We start from the raw sequence: 19,620 nt of genomic DNA, 5'->3' as shown, positions 1-19,620 counted from the left end.
TTTCGATGGACATGAATGTCGACGGATATTGTGGTTTCGTCCATGCGACAAGCGGTGCTCGTAGTATGAATCTGTGAAGTGAATCGGGGAGGTGAGGCGGATGGCGCTGTATCGCGATGAAGGCGTGGTCTTGAAAACCGTCAAACTCGGCGAGGCCGACCGCATTATCACCTTGCTGACCCGCACCCACGGCAAGGTGCGTGCCGTCGCCAAAGGCGTGAGACGCACCAAATCACGGTTCGGCGGGAGGCTGGAACCGTTCATGCGCGACGATCTGCTCATCGCCGAAGGCCGTTCGCTGGACGTCATCTCGCAGGCCGCTTCCATTTCCTCCTATGCCGCGCGCATTTGTGTGGACTACGACGCCTACACCGCCGCCAACGTCATCGCCGAGACGACCGACAAACTCGTCTCCACAGAACACGAGCCGGCCCAACGCCAATACATGCTGTTGATTGCTGCATTGGCGGCGTTGGCACGTGCGCTCCATCCGGCCGAAGCCATCAGCGATTCCTATGTCATGCGGGCTTTGGCCCAAGCCGGTTGGACCCCACGCCTTTCGTCCTGTACGGTTTGCGGCAAGCGTGACGACCTCGATTACTTTTCCGTGGCCTCCGGCGGGATACTATGCTCCACCGACCACACCCCGGATTCGAAACGCATTGATCTGGACGGCCGTGAACAGATGGAGGCGCTTGTCGAGGGGGACTGGAAAGTACTTGATCGTGCACCTTTGAAGGCCGAAATTCGGCGATTTGTTGAAGAATGGGGTGAATATTACCTCGAACGACCCATCCGCTCGCTGAAGTTGCTAGATTCATAAGTATGGCTTTTGAACATGTGGACTACACCTCGCTTGACGTTCCGGCGGCTCCTTTTTCCGACCCGTCGATTATCCCGGCGTTCCCGAAAGGCAAGGTTCCCCGTCACCTCGGCGTCATCATGGACGGCAACGGGCGTTGGGCTCAGCAGCGCGGCCTGACCCGCACGCACGGCCATCAGGCAGCCGAGCCGGTCGTATTCGACACCATCGCCGGCGCCATCGAGGCGGGCGTGCGTTACCTGAGCCTCTATACCTTCTCCACGGAAAACTGGAAGCGTAGCCCGCAGGAAGTGCGCTTCCTGATGGGCTTCTCCCGAGACATCATCCACCGTCGCGTCGCCCAGATGGATGAGTGGGGCGTGCGCGTGCGCTGGTCGGGCAGGCGGCCGAGGCTCTGGAAGTCCGTGATCGACGAGCTTGAGGTCGCCATGGAACGGACCAAGCACAATTCCACCATCGATGTGGTTTTCTGCATCAATTACGGCGGCCGTTCCGAAATCGCCGACGCCGCGGCGGCCATCGCCCGTGATGTGCGAGACGGCAAGATCAGCGGCGATCGCGTCACCGAATCGATGATTGCCGATCATCTTTACAACCCCGATATTCCCGATTGCGACCTGGTCATCCGCACGTCCGGCGAGCAGCGCACCTCGAACTTTCTGCCGTGGGAAGCGGCCTACGCGGAACTCGATTTCGCACCTGAACTTTTCCCGGACTACGGACGCAAGGCGCTGTGGCGTTCCATCGACCACTACGTTCACCGCGACCGTCGTTTCGGCGGTGTCAAGACCAAGACGAAGTGACGAGCCGCTCAACCGGCGCACAAAACCGCGCAAGGTAGGCCACAAAAAAGTGATGGTTCTTCCGAATTGATTTGGAAGAACCATCACTGATATCTGACGATCTCGAATGCAGCAATCACCTATCTACATATCTTATTGTCATATCCCATCGTCACAAAATCAAAGATAGAGCTGTCTTATTTCTTACCGACAACCGATTCGTCGCCGATGATCTGGCAATGGATGCATGCCGGAATGGCGGAATCGATCGGTGGCAAATCGATGAGATTATCCGGGAACGGATTGTCTCCCAACGAACGTTTCTCGATCAGCGATACCAGCTTGCAGACCGCCCAATAGCCCATTTCATAATAAGGCATGGCGACCGAGGCCAGTTTAGGTGTGAAGGTGTCAACGATATTGCTGTCGTTGCCCACGCCGATGACCGACAAATCCTTGCCAACAGTCAGACCGCGGCGTGCGGCGCATTCGTAGATATACCAGGCGCGTGCATCGTCGTAGCAGAAGAACGCGTCGGGTTCCACTTCGTCGAAAAGCGAGGAGACCATGCCGAGTGCGTCACCGTCCTGAGAAACATTGACGACCATTTTCTGGTCGAAAGGAATCTTCGCTTCATGGAGGGCTCTGCGATAGCCTTCAAGTCTGGTAGCTTGGGCGATGGTCGGTGCCGCATTGCCGATATAGGCGATTTTTTGGGCTCCGGAGTCGATAAGTTTCTTGGTGGCGTCGTAGCCGATGGCGAATTCGTCGGGTTCGACGATGGGGAAGCGGTTATCAACGGTATTGGTGGAAATCAGAACAAGCGGCGAATGGACGAGATCTTCGGGAACTTCGGTGACTTGGCTCGACGGCTTAGAATAGAGGAATCCATCCATTCCATAGCGTTGAAGGACGGAAATCTGATCCGTCTGGCTGCTTGAGCCGTCCGTATCCACAAAGAGGATGATATAGCCGTAATGGCTGGCCGCATCCTGTGCACCCTGCAGGGTCTGTGCAGTGTAGGGGATGTGATAGATATCCTCGGCGACAAACCCCAAAATACTGGTTTTGCTGGTACGCAAGCTGCGCGCCATCGGGTTCGGCTTATAACCGAGTTCGTCGGCTATCTCGCGCACCTTTGCGGCGATTTGCGTTTTTACGCGCCCGGCATCTCTGTTGTTGAGTACCAAGGAGACAGTGGAGATCGAAACTCCGGCCTTCTCCGCCACGTCTTTCATAGTCATCATGCTTTTTAATCTATACCCATTTACGGACTAAGTAAAACGCAATGACTAGTATTTGAAACTCATGCTCATTTCATTGGAAATTGGCGGTTTATTTCGTTTGACTTAGAATGTCGTCAACAAGTTGCTGTTTCTCTTTGATTTGTCCGGAAAAACCGGGACGTATGTCGAGTTTAAGTGTGACGCCAGTGCGATAGCCCTGGGCTGCCAACACCATGGTGGCGTCCCGCACCGTTTTGAGTACGTCGTCAAGATCGCCTTCGATGTTGGTGAACATCGCGTTGGTCTCATTCGGCAGGCCTGACTGGCGGATCACATCGACGGATTGCGCCACGTATTCGCTCAGCTCCGAGCCTGTCCCGCTGGGGGCGATGGCCACCGCCGCCACTGTATTGATGTAGGGTTTGCCGGTTTCCGGGTCGAGGGGAACGCTTTGTTTTACGGCGTTGCGGTCGGGGTTTTCACTCATATTGATCTCCTTTTGATCTCTTTGAATCATCAACAGCATGCTACCTTCAAGGCTTGGCATTGCTGGTTGCCGCGGTTGGGTGGAGGTGTCACGCTATGTCGATAAAGTAGGCACACAAGCAAATGTCATGGAACGGCTGATTAAAGCCGATAATCGGAAGGTGTGTCGTGGCTCAATCCAAACTTGATGAAGTCGTATCGCTGGCCAAGCGTCGTGGTTTCGTGTTCCCTGCGGGGGAGATTTACGGCGGCACACGTTCCGCATGGGATTACGGCCCACTCGGTGTCGCGCTGAAGGACAATATCAAGCGCGAATGGTGGCGTTCGATGGTGGTCACCCGTGGCGATGTCGTCGGCGTCGACACCTCCATCATCCTGCCCTCGGCGGTCTGGGAGGCTTCCGGCCATGTCAAGGTCTTCAACGACCCGCTGATCGAGTGCCTCAACTGCCATAAGCGCCAGCGTGCCGACAAGTTGCAGGAGTCCTACGCCGAGAAGCACGGTGACAAGATGCCGGAAGACGGCCTGAAATCCATCGTCTGCCCCGACTGCGGCACCCGCGGCCAGTGGACGGAACCGCGCGACTTCAATATGATGCTGCGCACCCACCTGGGCCCGGTCGATGATGAGAACTCGCTGCATTATCTGCGCCCGGAGACCGCTCAGGGTATCTTCGTCGACTTCAAGAACGTGATGACCTCCTCGCGCAGCAAGCCGCCGTTCGGCATCGCCAATATGGGCAAGTCCTTCCGTAACGAGATCACTCCCGGCAACTTCATCTTCCGAACCCGCGAATTCGAGCAGATGGAGATGGAGTTCTTCGTCGAGCCCGGCACCGACGAGGAGTGGCACCAGTACTGGATCGACACCCGCACCCGCTGGTACACCGACTTGGGGATCAACCCCGAGAACCTGCGTCATTACGAGCATCCAAAGGAGAAGCTCGCGCACTATTCCAAGCGCACCGTCGACATCGAATACAAGTTCGGCTTCAAGGGTAGCGACTGGGGCGAGCTCGAAGGCGTGGCCAACCGCACCGACTTCGATCTTTCCGCGCATCAGGAGCATTCCGGCGAGGATCTGGCCTTCTTCGATCAGGCCAGCGGCAAGAAGTACATCCCCTACGTCATCGAGCCGGCCGCGGGTCTGACCCGTTCGCTCATGGCCTTCCTGGTGGATGCCTACGCCGTCGACGAGGCACCGAACACCAAGGGCGGCGTCGACCGCCGTACCGTGCTGCGTCTCGACCCGCGCCTTTCCCCGGTCAAGGCCGCCGTCTTCCCGCTGAGCAAGAAGGCGCCGCTGCAGGGCATCGCCCACGATCTGGCCGCCGAACTGCGCCAGCACGACTGGATGATCGACTATGACGAGGCCGGCGCCATCGGCCGCCGCTACCGTCGTCAGGACGAGATCGGCACCCCGCTGTGCATCACCGTCGACTTCGACACGGCCGACGATCACGCAGTGACCATCCGTGAGCGCGACTCCATGAAACAGGAGCGTGTCGACCTCGACAATGTGGCCCAGTACGTCGCCGACCGCATCGGTGAGAAGCGCGTGCGCTATCCCGAAGGCCCGGCTTCGATCGTCGGCAACACCGCTGCCGATGGAGGCGTCGACTTCGCCAAGGAATCCGGCATCGACGAGTCCGCCCCGGTGAAGATCGCCGAAGCAGGAGGCCTCTACTGAAGAACTTTGAGGAATGGCTGAAGAAAGTGGATTATTCGGAGGCTCGGCAGCACTTTGATGAGGGCTGGGACGAGGCGCTCAAGGCGCTGCCCGGGCTCGATCCGAGCGAGACCAGTGCCGCAGCCGGCGAATACGAGGCGGACGCCGACGGCAAGCCGCTGCCGAAGATCGCACCGGTCGATTTGGGGCCCATTCATGTCGAGACGCCGGTGGTGCTCTCGCCTATGGCGGGTGTGACCAACTGGCCGTTCCGCTCGATTTGCCGCGCCTACGGACCTGACGGGCTCTATGTCGCCGAAATGGTCACCGCTCGCGCGCTGGTGGCCCGTAATCCCAAGGCGCTGCGACTGTGCCGCTTCGCGCCGACCGAAAAGATTCGCTCGCTGCAGCTTTACGGCGTTGACCCCAATATCACCGCGCAGGCCGCTCGCATGGTGGTTGATGGCGACTTGGCCGACCATGTCGACCTCAATTTCGGTTGCCCGGTGCCCAAGGTCACCAAGCGTGGTGGTGGCTCGGCGCTGCCATGGAAGACGGACCTGTTCCGCGAGCTCATCCATCGGGTGGTCGAAGTGTGCCGCGACGCAAACATTCCGGTGACTGCCAAAATCCGTGTCGGCATCGACGCGGACCACACCACGTTCCTTGATGCGGCGCGTATCGCCGAGGATGAGGGGTGCGCTGCCGTGACGCTGCATGCGCGTACGACCGCCGAATACTATGGCGGCCATTCCGACTGGAGCCGCATCGCCGAACTCGTGGACGCCGTTGACGTTCCGGTGTTCGGCAACGGTGACATCTGGGGCGCCGAGGACGCGCTGGAGATGGTGCGGCAGACGGGTTGTGCCGGCGTCGCCATCGGCCGTGGCTGCCAGGGCCGCCCGTGGATCTTCTCCGACATCAAGCACGCCTTTGCCGGTTCCAGCGAGCGTTTCAGCCCGACTCTCGGGGGCCTGTGCCAGATCATCATGACACACGCCCAGCTGTTGCTGCGCTTCTACGACGGTGACGAGACGATGGCCGTGCACGATCTGCGCAAGCACATCGCTTGGTATCTGAAGGGATTCCCGGTCGGTGGATCCACGCGTCGCGAATTCATGGAATCCGAGACATTGGATGATGTCAAAGCCGTCATGGACAGACTTGATCCATCCATTACCTATCCCGAGCGCGTCACCGACAAGCCCCGCGGCCGTGTTCGCTACGCGAAAAAGGTCCACGTCCCGTACGGCTGGTTCGATTCGCGCACCACCACCCACGAAGAGCGCGAGCGGCTTTTCGGTGACGACCCGATGGACGCCAGCTACTGATTAGGATTAGTGACTAGTTCCGGTTTATCTTGTTGAGTGTTGGAGGCGGGAATATGCGATGATCAGGCGTAAAGCTTGGCCTACCGGCCTGGAGGGTGCCTGAGCATTGTATATTTCCGCCTCCAACGCGTCAGTCGGATATTTTTGGTGTCTAATAAAAAATTGGAAAAACATGTGGTACACCCCGGGAAATAGTCTTAATTTAGGCGTGTTCTGCGATAGAGTAATAGGCATAACCGTGAAGTGACAGGAGACTATGGTGAGCGAGATTGCCCAGAATGACAATTTCAACGATAAGACGAGCATCAAGGTGGTCGGAGTCGGTGGCGCCGGTGGCAACGCCGTCAATCGAATGATTGCCGAAGGCTTGCAGAACGTTGAATTTGTAGCGATTAATACCGACGCGAAAGATCTGCTCCGCAGCGACGCGGATGTCAAGATTTCCCTGAGCGACCATTCCAGCCGTGGGCTGGGAGCCGGGGCTGACCCGGAAAAGGGCGCCAAGGCTGCGCAGGATCACCAGTCGGATATCGAAGAGGCGTTGAAGGGCGCCGACATGGTCTTCGTCACCTGTGGTGAGGGTGGTGGCACCGGTACCGGTGCAAGCCCCATCGTCGCGCGTGCGGCGCATCAGCAGGGTGCTTTGACCATCGCGGTGGTCACTCGTCCGTTTGCTTTCGAGGGTCCGCAGCGTGCGGCTTCGGCAAAGCTCGGCATCGAGAACCTGCGCAAGGAAGTCGACGCGCTCATCGTCATTCCCAACGACCGCCTCCTGGAGCTTTCCGACAAGACCATCGGCATCGTCGACGCCTTCAAGACCGCCGATACCGCGCTGCTGGCCGGCGTGCAGGGCATCACCGACCTCATCACGATGAACTCCTACATCCATGTCGACTTCTCCGACGTCACCGCCATCCTGCGTGGCGCGGGCACCGCGCTCTTCGGCATCGGCTCCGCACGTGGCGAGGATCGCGCCACCCAGGCCGCCGAGATCGCCATCAGCTCCCCGTTGCTTGAAGAGAGCATCGAGGGCGCGCACGGTGCGCTCATCAATATCGCCGGCCCGACCGACCTGAAGCTGCAGGAAGCCAGCGACGCCACCGAATTGGTGCGCAAGGCCATCCATCCGGAAGCGCAGATCATCTGGGGCCTCGCCCTGGACGACGCCTATGGCGACGAGGTCCGTGTCACCGTCATCGCGGCGGGCTTTGACGCCGAAGGCAAGAAGGACGCCGAGAGCCTCGATACGGTTTCAAAGTCGGCGGAGCCTGCCGCCCACACCTATGAAGCCGAATCGCAGACTCCTCTGGTGCGTCATGTGCCCGATTTGGACACTCCGACCGTCGCGCATACCCCGGAGACCGATTTGTATGATGATCCGGATGAATCGTCCTCGCCCGACGATCCCGGCGATCTCGATATCCCCGATTTCCTGCGCTAAAGAGTAGACGAAAGGATTGTTATGGCTGGATACATGAAAAAGGCGATGTCATATCTCGGTATGGCTGACGTCGTTGATGACGATGACGACGAAACGCAGGAAACCGAAGATGCCGTATCCTCTGATTTCGATTCGGACACTACCGTGACGCCTATTACGCCACAAGCGACTCCCGCTACACGCACTCAGGACAGTGCTTCCTCGGCGCGAACCGCCAAGCCTTTCCCGGCAGGTCGTATCAACCGCATCACCACTATTCATCCCAAGACCTATGACGAGGCCCAAAAGGTCGGCCGTGCCATCCGTGACGGCATTCCGGTGGTTCTGAACCTCACCGGCGTCTCGGAAGCCGTTGCATACCGAATCGTGGATTTTTCGGCCGGCGTGGTCTTCGGGGTCCGCGGGTCGCTGGAGCGTGTCACGCCCAGGGTCTTCCTGTTGAGCCCGGCCCAGGTCAACATCAAGGTGGACCAGTCGTCCGATGAATCCGAAGATGATTTGTTCTGAGGTTTTATGCTCTTTACCTTCCTTTATCTGCTCAAGTGGCTTATCGGCGTTTATGAGACGGTGCTCTTTATCAGGGTGCTGATCGACTGGGTGTTCGTGTTGATGCCGCGTTGGCGTCCCGGGCGAGTGATGGGGGCGATCGTCAATGTGTTTTATGTGCTGACCGATCCGCCGTTGCGCTGGTTGCGTCGCTACATTCCCGTCATTCGGATGGGCAATGGGGGATTGGACGTCACACCGATGGTTTTGTGGTTCATTCTGGCCGTGGTGGAATTCATCATCTGAGTATCTTTCCGGTGTGAGGGTATACTGCATGGTGTAGCATGTATTCAAGAGTAAAAATCAGAGGCATTATGCCCAAAGTGAGGTGTAAAAGTATATGGCACTGTTAACGCCGAAAGATATCAGGGAACATGCCTTCCAAACTGTACGTTTTAAAGAAGGATACGATGTCGAAGAGGTCGACGACTTCCTCGATCAGGTGACCGAGACCGTCGAAGCTCTCGGCAAGCAAGCTATGGCGAACGGCAACGGCCAGTCGACGCAGTCGTTGGGTCCGGATGTCAGCAAGCTCAATTCCAAGATTTCCGATCTGACCAGCCAGGTCCAGGCCCTGAGCCGCGAGAACCAGACCCTGAAGACGGCGGCGAGCCAGCAACAGAGCACCGCCAATCATCCCAACGCAAGCGTGGACGCCTCCAAGCTTGCCGAGGCCGAGGAAAGCAACAGGGCACTTGCCGAGCAGAACAAGCAGCTGAAGGATCAGGTTGACCGTTTGAATTCGCAGATCGATCAACTCACTGCCCAGGCGGCACAGGCCGCAGGCAAGAAGGACATCGACAACCAGCTTGTCGCGGTTCAGCACGAGCGCGATGAATTCCGCAACGGCAACGAGAAGCTTTCTCGTGAGTTGGAGCAGGCCAAGAAGCAACTCTCCAATGCAAGTCAGCAGGCCAAGCAACTGCAGGATCTTTCCCGTCAGCTTGAGGAATCCAAGCAACGCGAGAATCAGCTGCGTGCCCAGGTCTCCAAGATTGAGCCGAACACCGAGACCGGCAGCCTCCAGAAGATCGCAGGGGCCGCGGCCGGTGCTTCCAGCGAGCCCGAGCGTGCGACCGCCATGTTGACGCTCGCCATGCAGCTGCACGATCAGTACGTCGACAAGGGCAAGGCGAAGGCCAAAGAGATTACGGACGCCAGCCAGACCAAGTACAACGATCTGGTCAACAAGGCCAACGACTATTCGACCCGCACCCGCAACGAATCCGACGAGTACGCCAAGCAGACTCGCAGCAAGGCTGAGGACTATTCGAAGCAGACGCGCTCGGAAGCCGATGCCTACGCGCAAAAGACCCGCACCGCTGCCGACGATTATTCCACGCAGAAGCATTCTTCGGCCGATACCTACGAGGCCGAGGTTCAGCGTCGTGCCGGCGAATACGATCAGAAGACTCGCGCCGCTGCCGAGACCTATGCTCAGCAGGTGCGCGACAACCTCGCCTCTCAGTCCAAGGTCATCGAATCGAATATCCAAAGCCTCAAGCAATTCGAGACCGAGTATCGTACCCGTCTGACCGAGTTCCTGGGGCAGCTTGTCTCCCAGGTTAGCGATACGAATACATACAACAAGATGGAAGAGTCCAAGGACTGATTCGGCCATCGATATGAAGAATGTATCCCCTAAACGGCCGCGCGATCGTGTGGCCGTTTTCGTTATCGTTGCGGTTGTGGCGCTGTTGCTCGACCGTCTGACCAAATTGTGGGCGCAAACCGCACTGGCCGACGGCAGGACCATCGTCGTTATCCCGAACCTGTTGGGCTTGACGTTGGTGCACAATCCCGGGGCTTCGCTCGGGATGGGTTCGTCGGTCACTTGGCTCATTTCCTGCCTAGCGTTGGTCGCTTGCGTAGTGCTGGTATATCTGGCCTTGACTACAGTCTCACTTGGGTGGACAGCTGCGTTGACGTTGGCGTTCGCCGGGGCTTTCGGCAATCTCATCGATCGTGTTGTCTTTGCCCACGGATTCCTCAATGGTTCCGTGGTGGACTTCCTGAACTACGGCTGGTCGGTCGGCAACGTGGCGGATATAGAACTCGGAATCGCAGCGGTGCTTATCGTAATCCTGCTGTTGATGAGCGTTCCGTTCAGTGTGAAAGACCTCAAAGGTATCGAAGCTGACCGGAAAAGTAATGAAAAGCCGGTAGACAGTGTCGAAAACGGGGGAGCGGACGGCCGATGAGTCGACTGGTCCCCGCCCCGGATGCTTTGATCGGCAAGCGATTCGATGTTGCCGTCGCCAAAATGCTTGGCGTCTCGCGGTCCAAGGCCGTTGAGCTTATCGAGGCTGGCGAGGTTTCTGTCTTACAAAGACGTATTTCGAAATCCGGGACGCTCGCTAGTGGCGATACCGTCGAATTCGATATCGTCGAGCAGGATCCCGAGCCTGAACCGTTGGCGGAAGGCATGGCCGTCGTCTATGAGGACGACGATATCGTGGTGGTGGACAAGCCGGTCGGCGTCGCGGCCCACGCCTCTGCAGGTTGGACGGGACCGACGGTGTTGGGCAGTCTTCTGGCCCGTGGAGTGCATATCACTTCCATGGGGGCTCCCGGCAGGCATGGCATCGTCAGCAGACTCGATGTCGGTACCAGCGGATTGATGCTGGTTTGCAAATCGGATTTGGCGTACCTTCAGATGCGTCGTCAATTCGCCCATCATGAAGTGACCAAAATCTATCATGCCTTGGCGCAGGGCAACCTCACCAACGACAAGGCGACCATCGAGGCGCCCATCGGACGGGCCAAAGTCTCGGATTTCCGTTTCACCGTTACGCCGCTCGGCAAAAGGGCGATCACGCATTTCGACGTGTTGGAGCGTTTCAACGAGGCGACGCTGGTGAGCGTCAATCTCGAGACGGGCCGCACCCATCAGATTCGGGTGCATTTCTCGTCCATCGGCCATCCGCTGGTAGGCGACCCGATGTACGGTGCCAACCCCGTATTCGCGCAACGTCTGGGCTTGACCCGCCAGTGGCTGCATGCGATGCGTCTGGAGTTCAAACATCCCCGTACCCATCTTCACACTGTTGTGCAATCTCGTTATCCTGCCGATCTGGCGCATGCGTTGAGTGTCGTGCGCGAGGACAGGCTTTCCCTCTGACCTGGTGGTTCATCCCGCGACGGCGGTACTGCCAATTCCAGAATTTCAGCGTTCGGAAAAGTACCAGGGTCTGGTCGATTCGGTATCGTGGAGACTATGGCCAATTCGGGAAATTTCGTTCAGTTGCATAACCATACGCATTATTCGTTGCTCGATGGTGCGTCCAAGATTCCTGATCTGATCAACCGTGCCAAAGAACTCGAAATGCCGGCCATCGGCATCACCGACCACGGCAATATGCACGGCGCCTACGAAATGTGGAGCAACGCGGTAAGCGCCGGTATCAAGCCGATTATCGGCATCGAAGCCTATGTGACCCCCGAGACCTCCCGTACCGACAAGACCCGTGTGCACTGGGGCACCGAAGCCCAACGCAGCGACGACGTCTCCGGCGGCGGCTTCATCACCCATATGACCCTCTGGGCCGAAAACGACGAAGGCTTGGTCAACCTGATGAAGGCCTCGTCCGTGGCCAATCTGGAAGGCCGCGTCGGCAAATGGCCCCGTATGGATTACGACGTGCTCGAAACGTATCACAAAGGCGTTATCGGCACCTCGGGCTGCCCGTCCGGCATCATCCAGACCCGCCTGCGCTTGGGGCAGTACCAAGAGGCCTTGCGTGCCGCGCACCAGCTGCAGGATATCTTCGGGCGTGATAATTTCTATATCGAACTGATGGACCACAATCTCGAGATCGAGAAACGCGTCTCCAAGGACTTGCTCAAGATCGCCAAGGATCTCGGCGCTCCCATCATCGCCACCAACGATTCCCACTACGTCCACGAGGCCGACCGAGGCTCGCAGGACGCGATGCTCTGCATCAACTCCGGCTCGCACCTGGACGATCCGAACCGCTTCAAATTCGACGGTTCCGGCTACTACATCAAGTCCGCCGAAGAGATGAGAGCGCTCTTCAAAGACCTGCCCGAGGCCTGCGACAACACGTTGGAAGTGGCCGAACGTTGCAACGTCATGTTCGACGACCACGAGGACGGCGCGTTCATGCCGCTGTTCGACTGCCCGGACGGCTGGGACGAGACCTCCCTGTTCCTGCATGACGTGCAGGCCGGCCTTGAGAAGCGTTACGACGGCAATGTGCCGGACAACGTGCGTCGCCAGGCCGACTACGAGTGCGGCGTGATCTGCCAGATGCAGTTCTGCGGCTACTTTCTCGTCGTCGCCGACTACATCAACTGGGCCAAGACCCACGGCGTGATGGTCGGGCCCGGCCGTGGCTCCGCCGCAGGCTCGATGGTGGCCTACGCGATGGGCATCACCGAACTCGACCCGCTGAAGCACGGCCTGATCTTCGAACGATTCCTCAACCCGGAACGCGTCTCCCTGCCCGATATCGATATCGATTTCGACCCCGAAGGCCGTCAGAAGGTGCTCGATTACGTGGCCGACAAATACGGGCACGACAAAGTGGCGCAGTGCGTCATCTACGGCACCATCAAGACCAAGCAGGCCTTGAAGGATTCCGCCCGCATCATGGGCTACGAGTTCTCCGTGGGCGACCGCATCGTCAAGGCGCTGCCGCCGAGCAAGAACGGCAAGGACGCCAGCCTGAAGGAGATGTTCGACCCGACCAGCAAGAAATACGCCGAGGCGCGCGAGTTCCGCGAGCTCTACGACTCCGACCCGGACGCCAAGCGCATCACCGAGGAGGCCAAGGGCATCGAAGGGCTGATCCGCCAGACCGGTGTGCACGCCTGCGCCACCATCATGTCGGCCACGCCGATCACCGACACCTCGCCGCTGCTGGAACGTACCGACGGCACGGTGACCACAACCTTCGAATACCACACCTGCGAAACGCTGGGGCTGGTCAAGAACGACTTCCTCGGCCTCTCCAACTTGACGGTCATCCGCGACACCTTGAAAAACATCGAGCTCAACGGCAAGCAGTCCATCGACTACACCAAGATTCCGCTGGACGACAGGCCGACCTACGACTTGTTGACCCGAGGCGACACCCTCGGCGTCTTCCAGCTCGATGGCGACGGCATGCGAGCGCTGCTCAAAAGCCTCAAGCCCGACAACTTCAACGATATTTCGGCACTTATCGCGCTGTATCGCCCGGGCCCGATGGATGTGGACTCGCACAACAACTATGCCAAGCGCAAGAACGGCCTGCAGCCCATCACCCCGATCAACGACGAGGTGGCCGAGGCGCTCGCCCCCGTGCTCGACGAGACCTACGGCCTGATCGTCTATCAGGAACAGGTGCAGTCTGCGGCGCGAATACTCGCCGGTTACTCGCTGGGCCGAGCAGATGTGCTGAGGCGAGCGATGGGCAAGAAGAAGCCCGAGGTGCTGGCCAAGGAACAGGTGCCGTTCTTCGAGGGCATGAAGGAACACGGCTACTCGCGCAAGGCTGCACAGGACGTCTGGGACATCTTCGTGCCGTTCGCGGGCTACGCGTTCAACAAGGCGCATTCCGCCGCCTACGGGCTGATCTCCTACTGGACCGCCTACCTGAAGACCCACTATCCGGTGGAATTCATGGCTGCGTTGCTGCAGAACGAACGCAGCAACAAGGACAAGACCGCGCTCTACCTCGGCGAGGCGCGGCGCATGGGCATCAAGGTGCTGCCGCCGGACGTCAACGAATCCCGTCTCGAATACGCCCCTGTCGGCGACATCATCCGCTTCGGCTTGGGCGCGATCCGCAACGTCGGCGACAAGGCGGTTGACGGCATCATCACCGAGCGTGAAAGCAAGCGTGGCAAGTATGTCAACTTTATGGACTTCATTCGCAGGGTTCCGCTCGATTCGCTCAACAAGAGGTGCATCGAATCGCTGATCAAGGCGGGTGCCTTCGATTCCATCGACCCGAACCGCCGCGCGCTGTTCCAGATTCACGAGACCGCCATCGATTCCGTCATCAGCCTCAAGCGCAAGGAAGCCGAGGGACAGTTCGACCTCTTCGCCGACCTCGGTGACGACGGCGATGGGTCCGGCGAAGACGCGATGGGCGACGCCCAGGTCACCGTTCCTGATATCGAGGAATGGGACAAGAAGACCAAACTGAACTTCGAGCGCGAGATGCTGGGCCTCTACGTCTCCGACCATCCGCTTTCCGGCATGGCTTCCGTGCTCAACAGCCTGCGCGACATGTCCATCGCCCAGCTGCTCAACAGCGCCAAAAACATGGACGACCGGCAACAGGTCACCATCGCCGGTCTCATCACCTCCGTCGACCGTCGTGTCTCCAAGAAGGGCAATCCGTGGGCCATTGTCACCATCGAAGACATGGAGAGTTCCATCCAATGCATGTTCTTCGGGCGCGCCTACACGTCGGCCGCCGAATCGATGGCCGTCGACGAGGTGGTGCAGATTCGCGGGCAGGTCGAACTGCGCGACGAGACGGTGAGCATGCGGGCCAACGAAATGGAAGTGCCGAACCTGGTGGACGAAGACGAGCGACCGTTGGTGCTCACGTTGCCACAGACCGCGCTGAACCGGTCGCATGTCATGCATCTGGGCCAGATACTCACCAAGCATCCCGGAGTCTGCGAGGTGAAACTGGCTATCATGGATTCTGCCGGGAACGCCCAGGTGCTCACGTTCGGTGACCGTTTCCGCGTCAAACGCGACACGTCGCTGTTCGCCGAAATCAAGATTCTTTTCGGCCCCAAGTGCCTGCCTGCAGCATAAGCACAAATGCTCGATGGACAGTCAATCTCAGAATGTGAGTTGGGTCTCATACCGAGAGGTTGTTCAGAATATGATAAGAAAGTATGGAAAATAATACCATGCGAATTATCGATCTGCGCTCTAAGCGCCTCACCCGCGCGCAAATGCTGGAGGCCATGCCTCGTGCCGAAATGGGCACGAACGAAGCCAGCAGCGCTGTGCGCCCTATTCTCGATGATGTCAAGGCCCGTGGAGCTGCGGCCTTGCGCGATTTCGAGGAGAAATTCGATCACATTCGCCCGCACCATCTGCGTGTGCCCGTAGAGGCGATGCAAAGCGCGTTGAAGGAGCTGGATCCGGAGGTCCGCGCCGCCATCGAGGAATCGGTGCGCCGTATCCGCAAGGTCTGCGCTTCTCAGGTGCCGAAAGATTTTTATACCGATCTGGCTGAAGGCGCACGTGTCGCCGAACGCTGGATCCCGGTTGAGCGTGTGGGCCTCTATGTGCCGGGGGGCAAGGCGGTCTATCCCACTTCCGTGATCATGAACGCCGTGCCGGCTCAGGTCGCGGGCGTCTCGTCGTTGGCCATCGCCACGCCGCCGAGCGCCGACAACGACGGTCTGCCGAACAAGACCATCCTCGCCACTTGCGCCATCCTCGGCGTCGACGAGGTCTATGCGGTCGGCGGGGCACAGGCCGTCGCCATGTTCGCTTATGGCGCCAACGGTTCCGAGCCGCAAGACGGCGAGGTGCTCTGCGAACCGGTCGACAAGATTACCGGTCCGGGCAACATCTTCGTGGCCACGGCCAAATCCATGGTCTCCGGCATCGTCGGCATCGACGCGGTCGCCGGGCCTACGGAAATCGCGATTCTCGCGGACAAGACTGCCAACCCGAGCTGGGTGGCCGCCGACCTGATCGGCCAGGCCGAGCACGACGAGCTCGCCGGTTCCGTGTTGATCACCGACAGCGAGGAACTCGCCAAGAAGACCCAGGAAAGCCTGGATTACCGCGTGCCGCGCACCATGTCGCACGAGCGGGTCGCGACGTCGCTGACCGGTCGCCAGTCCGGCATCATCCTCACCGACGGCTTGGACCAGTCCGTCGCCGCCGCCAACGCCTACGCCGCCGAGCACTTGGAGATCCAGACCGAGAATCCGGACGAGGTCGTGCCTCGCATCAAGAATGCCGGCGCCATCTTCCGCGGACCGTATTCGCCGGTCCCGCTGGGCGATTACATGTCCGGCTCCAACCACGTGCTGCCCACCGGCGGTACCGCCCGCTTCGCCTGCGGCCTGGGGGTGCACACCTTCATGAAGCCGGTCGAAGTCATCGAATACGACGAGCAGGGCTTGAAGCCGCTGGCGTCGCTCATCAACGCCTTCGCCGTCTCCGAAGACCTGCCCGCCCACGGCGAGTGCGTGCTGAGCCGTTTCGTCGACGATCCTTACGACAAGGCCACCTTGAAGGAACAGGAACGCAAGGCCGGTCTGCGTAAGTAGCCATAACTGGTTTCGTTTTAGCGGCTTTGCTGTTCCGTTCTCGGTTTCGGCAAAGCCGCTTCAAGTTTAGGATGAAAACCGACTTGTGATTCCATGCAATTGAATTCTTAAAAAGGTTGATTTTCCGAGATTATGAATAGTAGATTCGCCGGAATACGTATTGCCGGTATGAAAGTTATATGCGTCGCCGCAAGGCGAAGGAAGAGGAACAGATTATGAGCGATACGATTCCGCAGGATCTGCCGCTGCGCAATGACCTCATCGGGGAGGTGCCGTATGGTGCGCCGCAGCTCGACGTACCGGTGTGCCTGAACGTCAACGAAAACCCGTACCAGCCTGCGCCGGCGGTGGTCGATGAAATCGCCGAGGACGTCCGCAGGATCGCTCCGACATTGAACCGTTATCCCGACCGCGAGCATAACGCGCTGCGTCAGGCCTTTGCGGATTATCTCGAACGCGAGTCGGGTGTGAAGCTCGGCGTCGAGCAGCTGTGGGGCGCCAACGGCAGCAACGAGATCATGCTTCAGCTCTTCCAGGCCTTCGGCGGGCCGGGTCGCAAGGCGTTGGGCGCGGACCCCACCTATTCGATGTACCCCGAATATGCGCGCGACACGTTCACGCGTTGGATCACGGTTGATCGCAACCCCGATTTCTCGCTCAACCTTGAAACTTTGCTCGCGGCGATGGAACGCGAGCAGCCGTCGATCATACTGCTGACCAGCCCGAACAACCCGACCGGCACCATCCTGCCGAGTGACCAGCTTGAGGCCGTGCTCAAAGCCGCACAGAACGCTGAAGTGGACGGTGCAGCACCAGGTGTGCATCCGGTAGTCGTAGTGGACGAAGCCTATATCGAGTTCCGTACTCCCGGCACGCCGAGTGCGCTTGAACTGCTGGCTCGTTACCCGAACCTTGCGGTGAGCCGCACCATGAGCAAGGCCTTCGCTTTCGCCGGCGCTCGTGTGGGCTATCTCGCCGCCGCACCCGGCATCATCGATTGCGTGCGCATCGTGCGCATGCCGTACCACCTTTCCGCCGTCACCCAGGCCACGGCGCTCGCCGCGTTGAAACACACCGACGAGCAGTTGAGCCAGGTCGAGCATCTTCGCAAGACCCGCGAGGCTACTGCCGCATGGCTGAAGACGCAGACTTGGCACGGCAAGCCGATTCAGGTGGCGGATTCGCAGTCCAACTTCGTGCTGTTCGGTGGCTCTTTTGAAGACCGTGACCGCATTTTCGACGAACTGCTGAAGCGCGGCGTGCTGATTCGTGTGGTCGGCCCCGACGGCTGGCTGCGCGTGTGCATGGGCACCGACGAGGAGATGGCGCGTTTCCGCGAGGCGCTGACACAAGTGCTGGCACAGCTCGAAAACGAGTAGCGGTTATCGTAGTCTTCTCTTACGTTTGCCAGTCGTCTCTGCCGTGCTCGCGAATCCATTGCTTTTGTAATACTTACGTTATGTATATACTGAACGATCTCGCTTGGCTCCGCGATGAATTATGATGGTATGGATATGGAAATGTGAACGGCGACAAAGGAGCGGATATGGCAAGAACGGCGACGATAGTGCGCGAGACCAGCGAATCCAAGGTGGAGCTGAGCCTGAATCTTGACGGCACCGGCAAAACCGACATCGAGACTTCGGTGCCTTTCTATAACCACATGATGACCGCGCTCGGCAAACATTCGCTGATCGACCTGAAAATCCGGGCAAGCGGCGACACCGACATCGACGTGCACCATACCGTCGAGGACACGGCCATTGTCTTCGGCGAGGCGCTGAAGCAGGCGCTGGGTGACAAACGTGGTATCCGCAGATTCGCCGATGCCACCGTGCCGCTTGACGAGGCGCTCGCCCGCGCCGTGGTCGACATCTCCGGCCGTCCGTACGCCGTCTGTACCGGGGAACCGGCCGGCTTCGAATATGCGATGATCGGCGGGCATTTCACCGGCTCCTTGGTCCGTCACGTCATGGAATCCATCGCCTTTCACGCCGACCTGTGCCTGCATATGCAGGTGCTCGCCGGCCGCGACCCGCATCATATCGCCGAAGCCGAGTTCAAGGCGTTGGCCCGCGCGCTGCGGTTCGCCTGTGAGCCGGACCCGCGAATCGCCGGCATCATTCCCAGCACGAAAGGGGCGCTGTGATGAGCGAATCTCGCGATGACGACAAGCGAAACGACGGTGTCGATGATTCGGCCGATTCCGATGGTGAGAACGGCGGGCTGTTCAGCGATGAAGAGCTTGAAGCGGCACTGGCCGGCTTCGAGAAGGAATTCGCGGACGACCCTGACGGCAAGAACGTCGGCAAGGACGAACCGGCGGATTTCGGCTCGAACGGCTCAGACGACGCTTCCGAACAGGCCGATCGCAAGATCACCGACGAACTGGACAAGATGGATTTCGACGAAGAGCTCGAAGGGCTTATCGGAAATCGCGCCAAGGTCGCCATACTGATCACCAGACTGATTTCGGCGGATCTGCTCGCCGCGTTCTGCCAGATCGCCGATATCTCCGCCGATTGCATGGCCGACGAAAACGGTGCCGTCGCCGTGCTGCACAATCTTGACGGCGACGCCCCTGAAAGCGCTGCGCGAGATCTGACGAGCGTGGTCAACGGTATGCCGGCCGTGCTTTCGGTCAATCGTGCGGACAAGCTCGTTTCCACCCTGTATATGGGAGGGGAACCGGGCCAGCAGTTCGCGCCTCCGGTGCTGTTCACCACCACTCCGAGGTGCGTCGAGGATCTGATGCTCGGCATCACCGATGTTTCGGGGCTCAAAGAGCAAGGTGAACACATTGTGGCGACCGCTGATTTCGACCGTAAAAAGGCCTTGGGGGTGATTGCCGACCATACGCGTTCGCGTGGGCGCGGCAAACCGAGCATTCAGTAAACGCGGTCTGCGCGGGTGCGCGATGGCGATTGGCGTTAAGGTGGCGGTGTGGCAGCGCATGGACGGGAGCTTTGCCGCAAAGCCGAAAACAAGACATGAGGTTTCGTGACGGGAACCGAATGGGTTCGAGCCCGCTGCTGCATACCCCGTTTCGCGTTAT

General features: G+C 59.2%; 17 protein-coding genes. 15 read left to right on the top strand and 2 right to left on the bottom strand.

Going from position 1 to position 19,620, the window contains the following annotated elements:
* Positions 1–100 precede the first annotated feature (100 nt).
* Together recO and OZX75_RS04890 are read left to right on the top strand one after the other, a co-directional pair.
* Positions 101–823, top strand: coding sequence for a DNA repair protein RecO (recO, locus tag OZX75_RS04895; protein WP_277145562.1), 723 nt, complete (start codon positions 101–103; stop codon positions 821–823).
* Positions 824–825: 2 nt separating this feature from the next.
* Complete coding sequence (locus OZX75_RS04890; protein ID WP_277145561.1) at positions 826–1,626, top strand: isoprenyl transferase; 801 nt, start codon at positions 826–828, stop codon at positions 1,624–1,626.
* Between the two features lie 176 nt (positions 1,627–1,802).
* Here OZX75_RS04890 and OZX75_RS04885 read toward each other — a convergent pair whose 3' ends face one another.
* Both OZX75_RS04885 and OZX75_RS04880 read right to left on the bottom strand, forming a co-directional pair.
* Complete coding sequence (locus OZX75_RS04885) at positions 1,803–2,852, bottom strand: LacI family DNA-binding transcriptional regulator (protein WP_277145560.1); 1,050 nt, start codon at positions 2,850–2,852, stop codon at positions 1,803–1,805.
* Positions 2,853–2,940: 88 nt separating this feature from the next.
* Complete coding sequence (locus OZX75_RS04880) at positions 2,941–3,348, bottom strand: thiamine-binding protein (RefSeq protein WP_277147421.1); 408 nt, start codon at positions 3,346–3,348, stop codon at positions 2,941–2,943.
* Positions 3,349–3,485: 137 nt separating this feature from the next.
* On the opposite strand from OZX75_RS04880, the gene OZX75_RS04875 reads away from it, so the two are divergent.
* The 13 genes from OZX75_RS04875 (at position 3,486) to OZX75_RS04815 (ending at position 19,460) form a co-directional block, all read left to right on the top strand.
* The gene (locus OZX75_RS04875) at positions 3,486–5,006 is read left to right on the top strand and encodes a glycine--tRNA ligase (RefSeq protein WP_277145559.1); all 1,521 of its coding nucleotides are present in this window, start codon (positions 3,486–3,488) and stop codon (positions 5,004–5,006) included.
* A gap of 86 nt (positions 5,007–5,092) precedes the next feature.
* Entirely contained in the window at positions 5,093–6,316 is a 1,224-nt protein-coding gene (dusB, locus tag OZX75_RS04870) for a tRNA dihydrouridine synthase DusB (RefSeq protein ID WP_277147418.1), read from the top strand.
* Between the two features lie 259 nt (positions 6,317–6,575).
* Entirely contained in the window at positions 6,576–7,757 is a 1,182-nt protein-coding gene (gene ftsZ, locus OZX75_RS04865) for a cell division protein FtsZ (protein WP_277147416.1), read from the top strand.
* Between the two features lie 21 nt (positions 7,758–7,778).
* The gene (locus tag OZX75_RS04860) at positions 7,779–8,264 is read left to right on the top strand and encodes a cell division protein SepF (RefSeq protein WP_277145558.1); all 486 of its coding nucleotides are present in this window, start codon (positions 7,779–7,781) and stop codon (positions 8,262–8,264) included.
* A gap of 6 nt (positions 8,265–8,270) precedes the next feature.
* Positions 8,271–8,549, top strand: coding sequence for a YggT family protein (locus OZX75_RS04855; protein WP_277145557.1), 279 nt, complete (start codon positions 8,271–8,273; stop codon positions 8,547–8,549).
* Between the two features lie 94 nt (positions 8,550–8,643).
* On the top strand, positions 8,644–9,915 hold the full coding sequence (locus OZX75_RS04850; RefSeq protein ID WP_277145556.1) for a DivIVA domain-containing protein: 1,272 nt from the start codon (positions 8,644–8,646) through the stop codon (positions 9,913–9,915).
* 13 nt (positions 9,916–9,928) lie between these two features.
* Positions 9,929–10,504 carry a signal peptidase II gene (locus tag OZX75_RS04845; RefSeq protein WP_277145555.1) on the top strand — a complete coding sequence of 192 codons (576 nt, stop codon included), beginning with the start codon at positions 9,929–9,931 and terminating at the stop codon, positions 10,502–10,504.
* On the top strand, positions 10,501–11,424 hold the full coding sequence (locus OZX75_RS04840; protein WP_277145554.1) for an RluA family pseudouridine synthase: 924 nt from the start codon (positions 10,501–10,503) through the stop codon (positions 11,422–11,424). The genes OZX75_RS04845 and OZX75_RS04840 overlap by 4 nt, the downstream gene beginning before the upstream one ends.
* Positions 11,425–11,520: 96 nt before the next feature.
* Entirely contained in the window at positions 11,521–15,084 is a 3,564-nt protein-coding gene (gene dnaE / locus OZX75_RS04835) for a DNA polymerase III subunit alpha (protein WP_277145553.1), read from the top strand.
* An 83-nt stretch (positions 15,085–15,167) separates the two neighbouring features.
* Positions 15,168–16,565 carry a histidinol dehydrogenase gene (gene hisD, locus OZX75_RS04830; protein ID WP_277145552.1) on the top strand — a complete coding sequence of 466 codons (1,398 nt, stop codon included), beginning with the start codon at positions 15,168–15,170 and terminating at the stop codon, positions 16,563–16,565.
* A gap of 215 nt (positions 16,566–16,780) precedes the next feature.
* The gene (locus tag OZX75_RS04825) at positions 16,781–17,944 is read left to right on the top strand and encodes a histidinol-phosphate transaminase (RefSeq protein ID WP_277145551.1); all 1,164 of its coding nucleotides are present in this window, start codon (positions 16,781–16,783) and stop codon (positions 17,942–17,944) included.
* Between the two features lie 167 nt (positions 17,945–18,111).
* Positions 18,112–18,714, top strand: coding sequence for an imidazoleglycerol-phosphate dehydratase HisB (hisB, locus tag OZX75_RS04820; RefSeq protein WP_277145550.1), 603 nt, complete (start codon positions 18,112–18,114; stop codon positions 18,712–18,714).
* Positions 18,714–19,460: a hypothetical protein gene (locus OZX75_RS04815; protein WP_277145549.1), complete on the top strand. Its 747-nt coding sequence runs from the start codon at positions 18,714–18,716 to the stop codon at positions 19,458–19,460. The genes hisB and OZX75_RS04815 overlap by 1 nt, the downstream gene beginning before the upstream one ends.
* Positions 19,461–19,620 lie beyond the last annotated feature (160 nt).

It is taken from the genome of Bifidobacterium sp. ESL0800 (assembly GCF_029395355.1).
Taxonomy (GTDB): Bacteria; Actinomycetota; Actinomycetes; order Actinomycetales; family Bifidobacteriaceae; genus Bifidobacterium.
The sequence above is the reverse complement of the archived record's forward strand: the minus strand, read 5'-3'. Positions and strand labels throughout refer to the sequence as shown.

What these genes read in the sequence shown, in the direction of transcription:
- hisB (WP_277145550.1), top strand. Translation starts at nt 18,112, where the DNA reads ATGGCAAGAACGGCGACGATAGTGCGCGAGACCAGCGAATCCAAGGTG.
- OZX75_RS04815 (WP_277145549.1), top strand. Translation starts at nt 18,714, where the DNA reads ATGAGCGAATCTCGCGATGACGACAAGCGAAACGACGGTGTCGATGAT.
- recO (WP_277145562.1), top strand. Translation starts at nt 101, where the DNA reads ATGGCGCTGTATCGCGATGAAGGCGTGGTCTTGAAAACCGTCAAACTC.
- dnaE (WP_277145553.1), top strand. Translation starts at nt 11,521, where the DNA reads ATGGCCAATTCGGGAAATTTCGTTCAGTTGCATAACCATACGCATTAT.
- hisD (WP_277145552.1), top strand. Translation starts at nt 15,168, where the DNA reads ATGGAAAATAATACCATGCGAATTATCGATCTGCGCTCTAAGCGCCTC.
- OZX75_RS04850 (WP_277145556.1), top strand. Translation starts at nt 8,644, where the DNA reads ATGGCACTGTTAACGCCGAAAGATATCAGGGAACATGCCTTCCAAACT.
- OZX75_RS04880 (WP_277147421.1), bottom strand. Translation starts at nt 3,348, where the DNA reads ATGATTCAAAGAGATCAAAAGGAGATCAATATGAGTGAAAACCCCGAC.
- OZX75_RS04860 (WP_277145558.1), top strand. Translation starts at nt 7,779, where the DNA reads ATGGCTGGATACATGAAAAAGGCGATGTCATATCTCGGTATGGCTGAC.
- OZX75_RS04825 (WP_277145551.1), top strand. Translation starts at nt 16,781, where the DNA reads ATGAGCGATACGATTCCGCAGGATCTGCCGCTGCGCAATGACCTCATC.
- OZX75_RS04855 (WP_277145557.1), top strand. Translation starts at nt 8,271, where the DNA reads ATGCTCTTTACCTTCCTTTATCTGCTCAAGTGGCTTATCGGCGTTTAT.
- OZX75_RS04840 (WP_277145554.1), top strand. Translation starts at nt 10,501, where the DNA reads ATGAGTCGACTGGTCCCCGCCCCGGATGCTTTGATCGGCAAGCGATTC.
- OZX75_RS04885 (WP_277145560.1), bottom strand. Translation starts at nt 2,852, where the DNA reads ATGATGACTATGAAAGACGTGGCGGAGAAGGCCGGAGTTTCGATCTCC.
- OZX75_RS04890 (WP_277145561.1), top strand. Translation starts at nt 826, where the DNA reads ATGGCTTTTGAACATGTGGACTACACCTCGCTTGACGTTCCGGCGGCT.
- OZX75_RS04845 (WP_277145555.1), top strand. Translation starts at nt 9,929, where the DNA reads ATGAAGAATGTATCCCCTAAACGGCCGCGCGATCGTGTGGCCGTTTTC.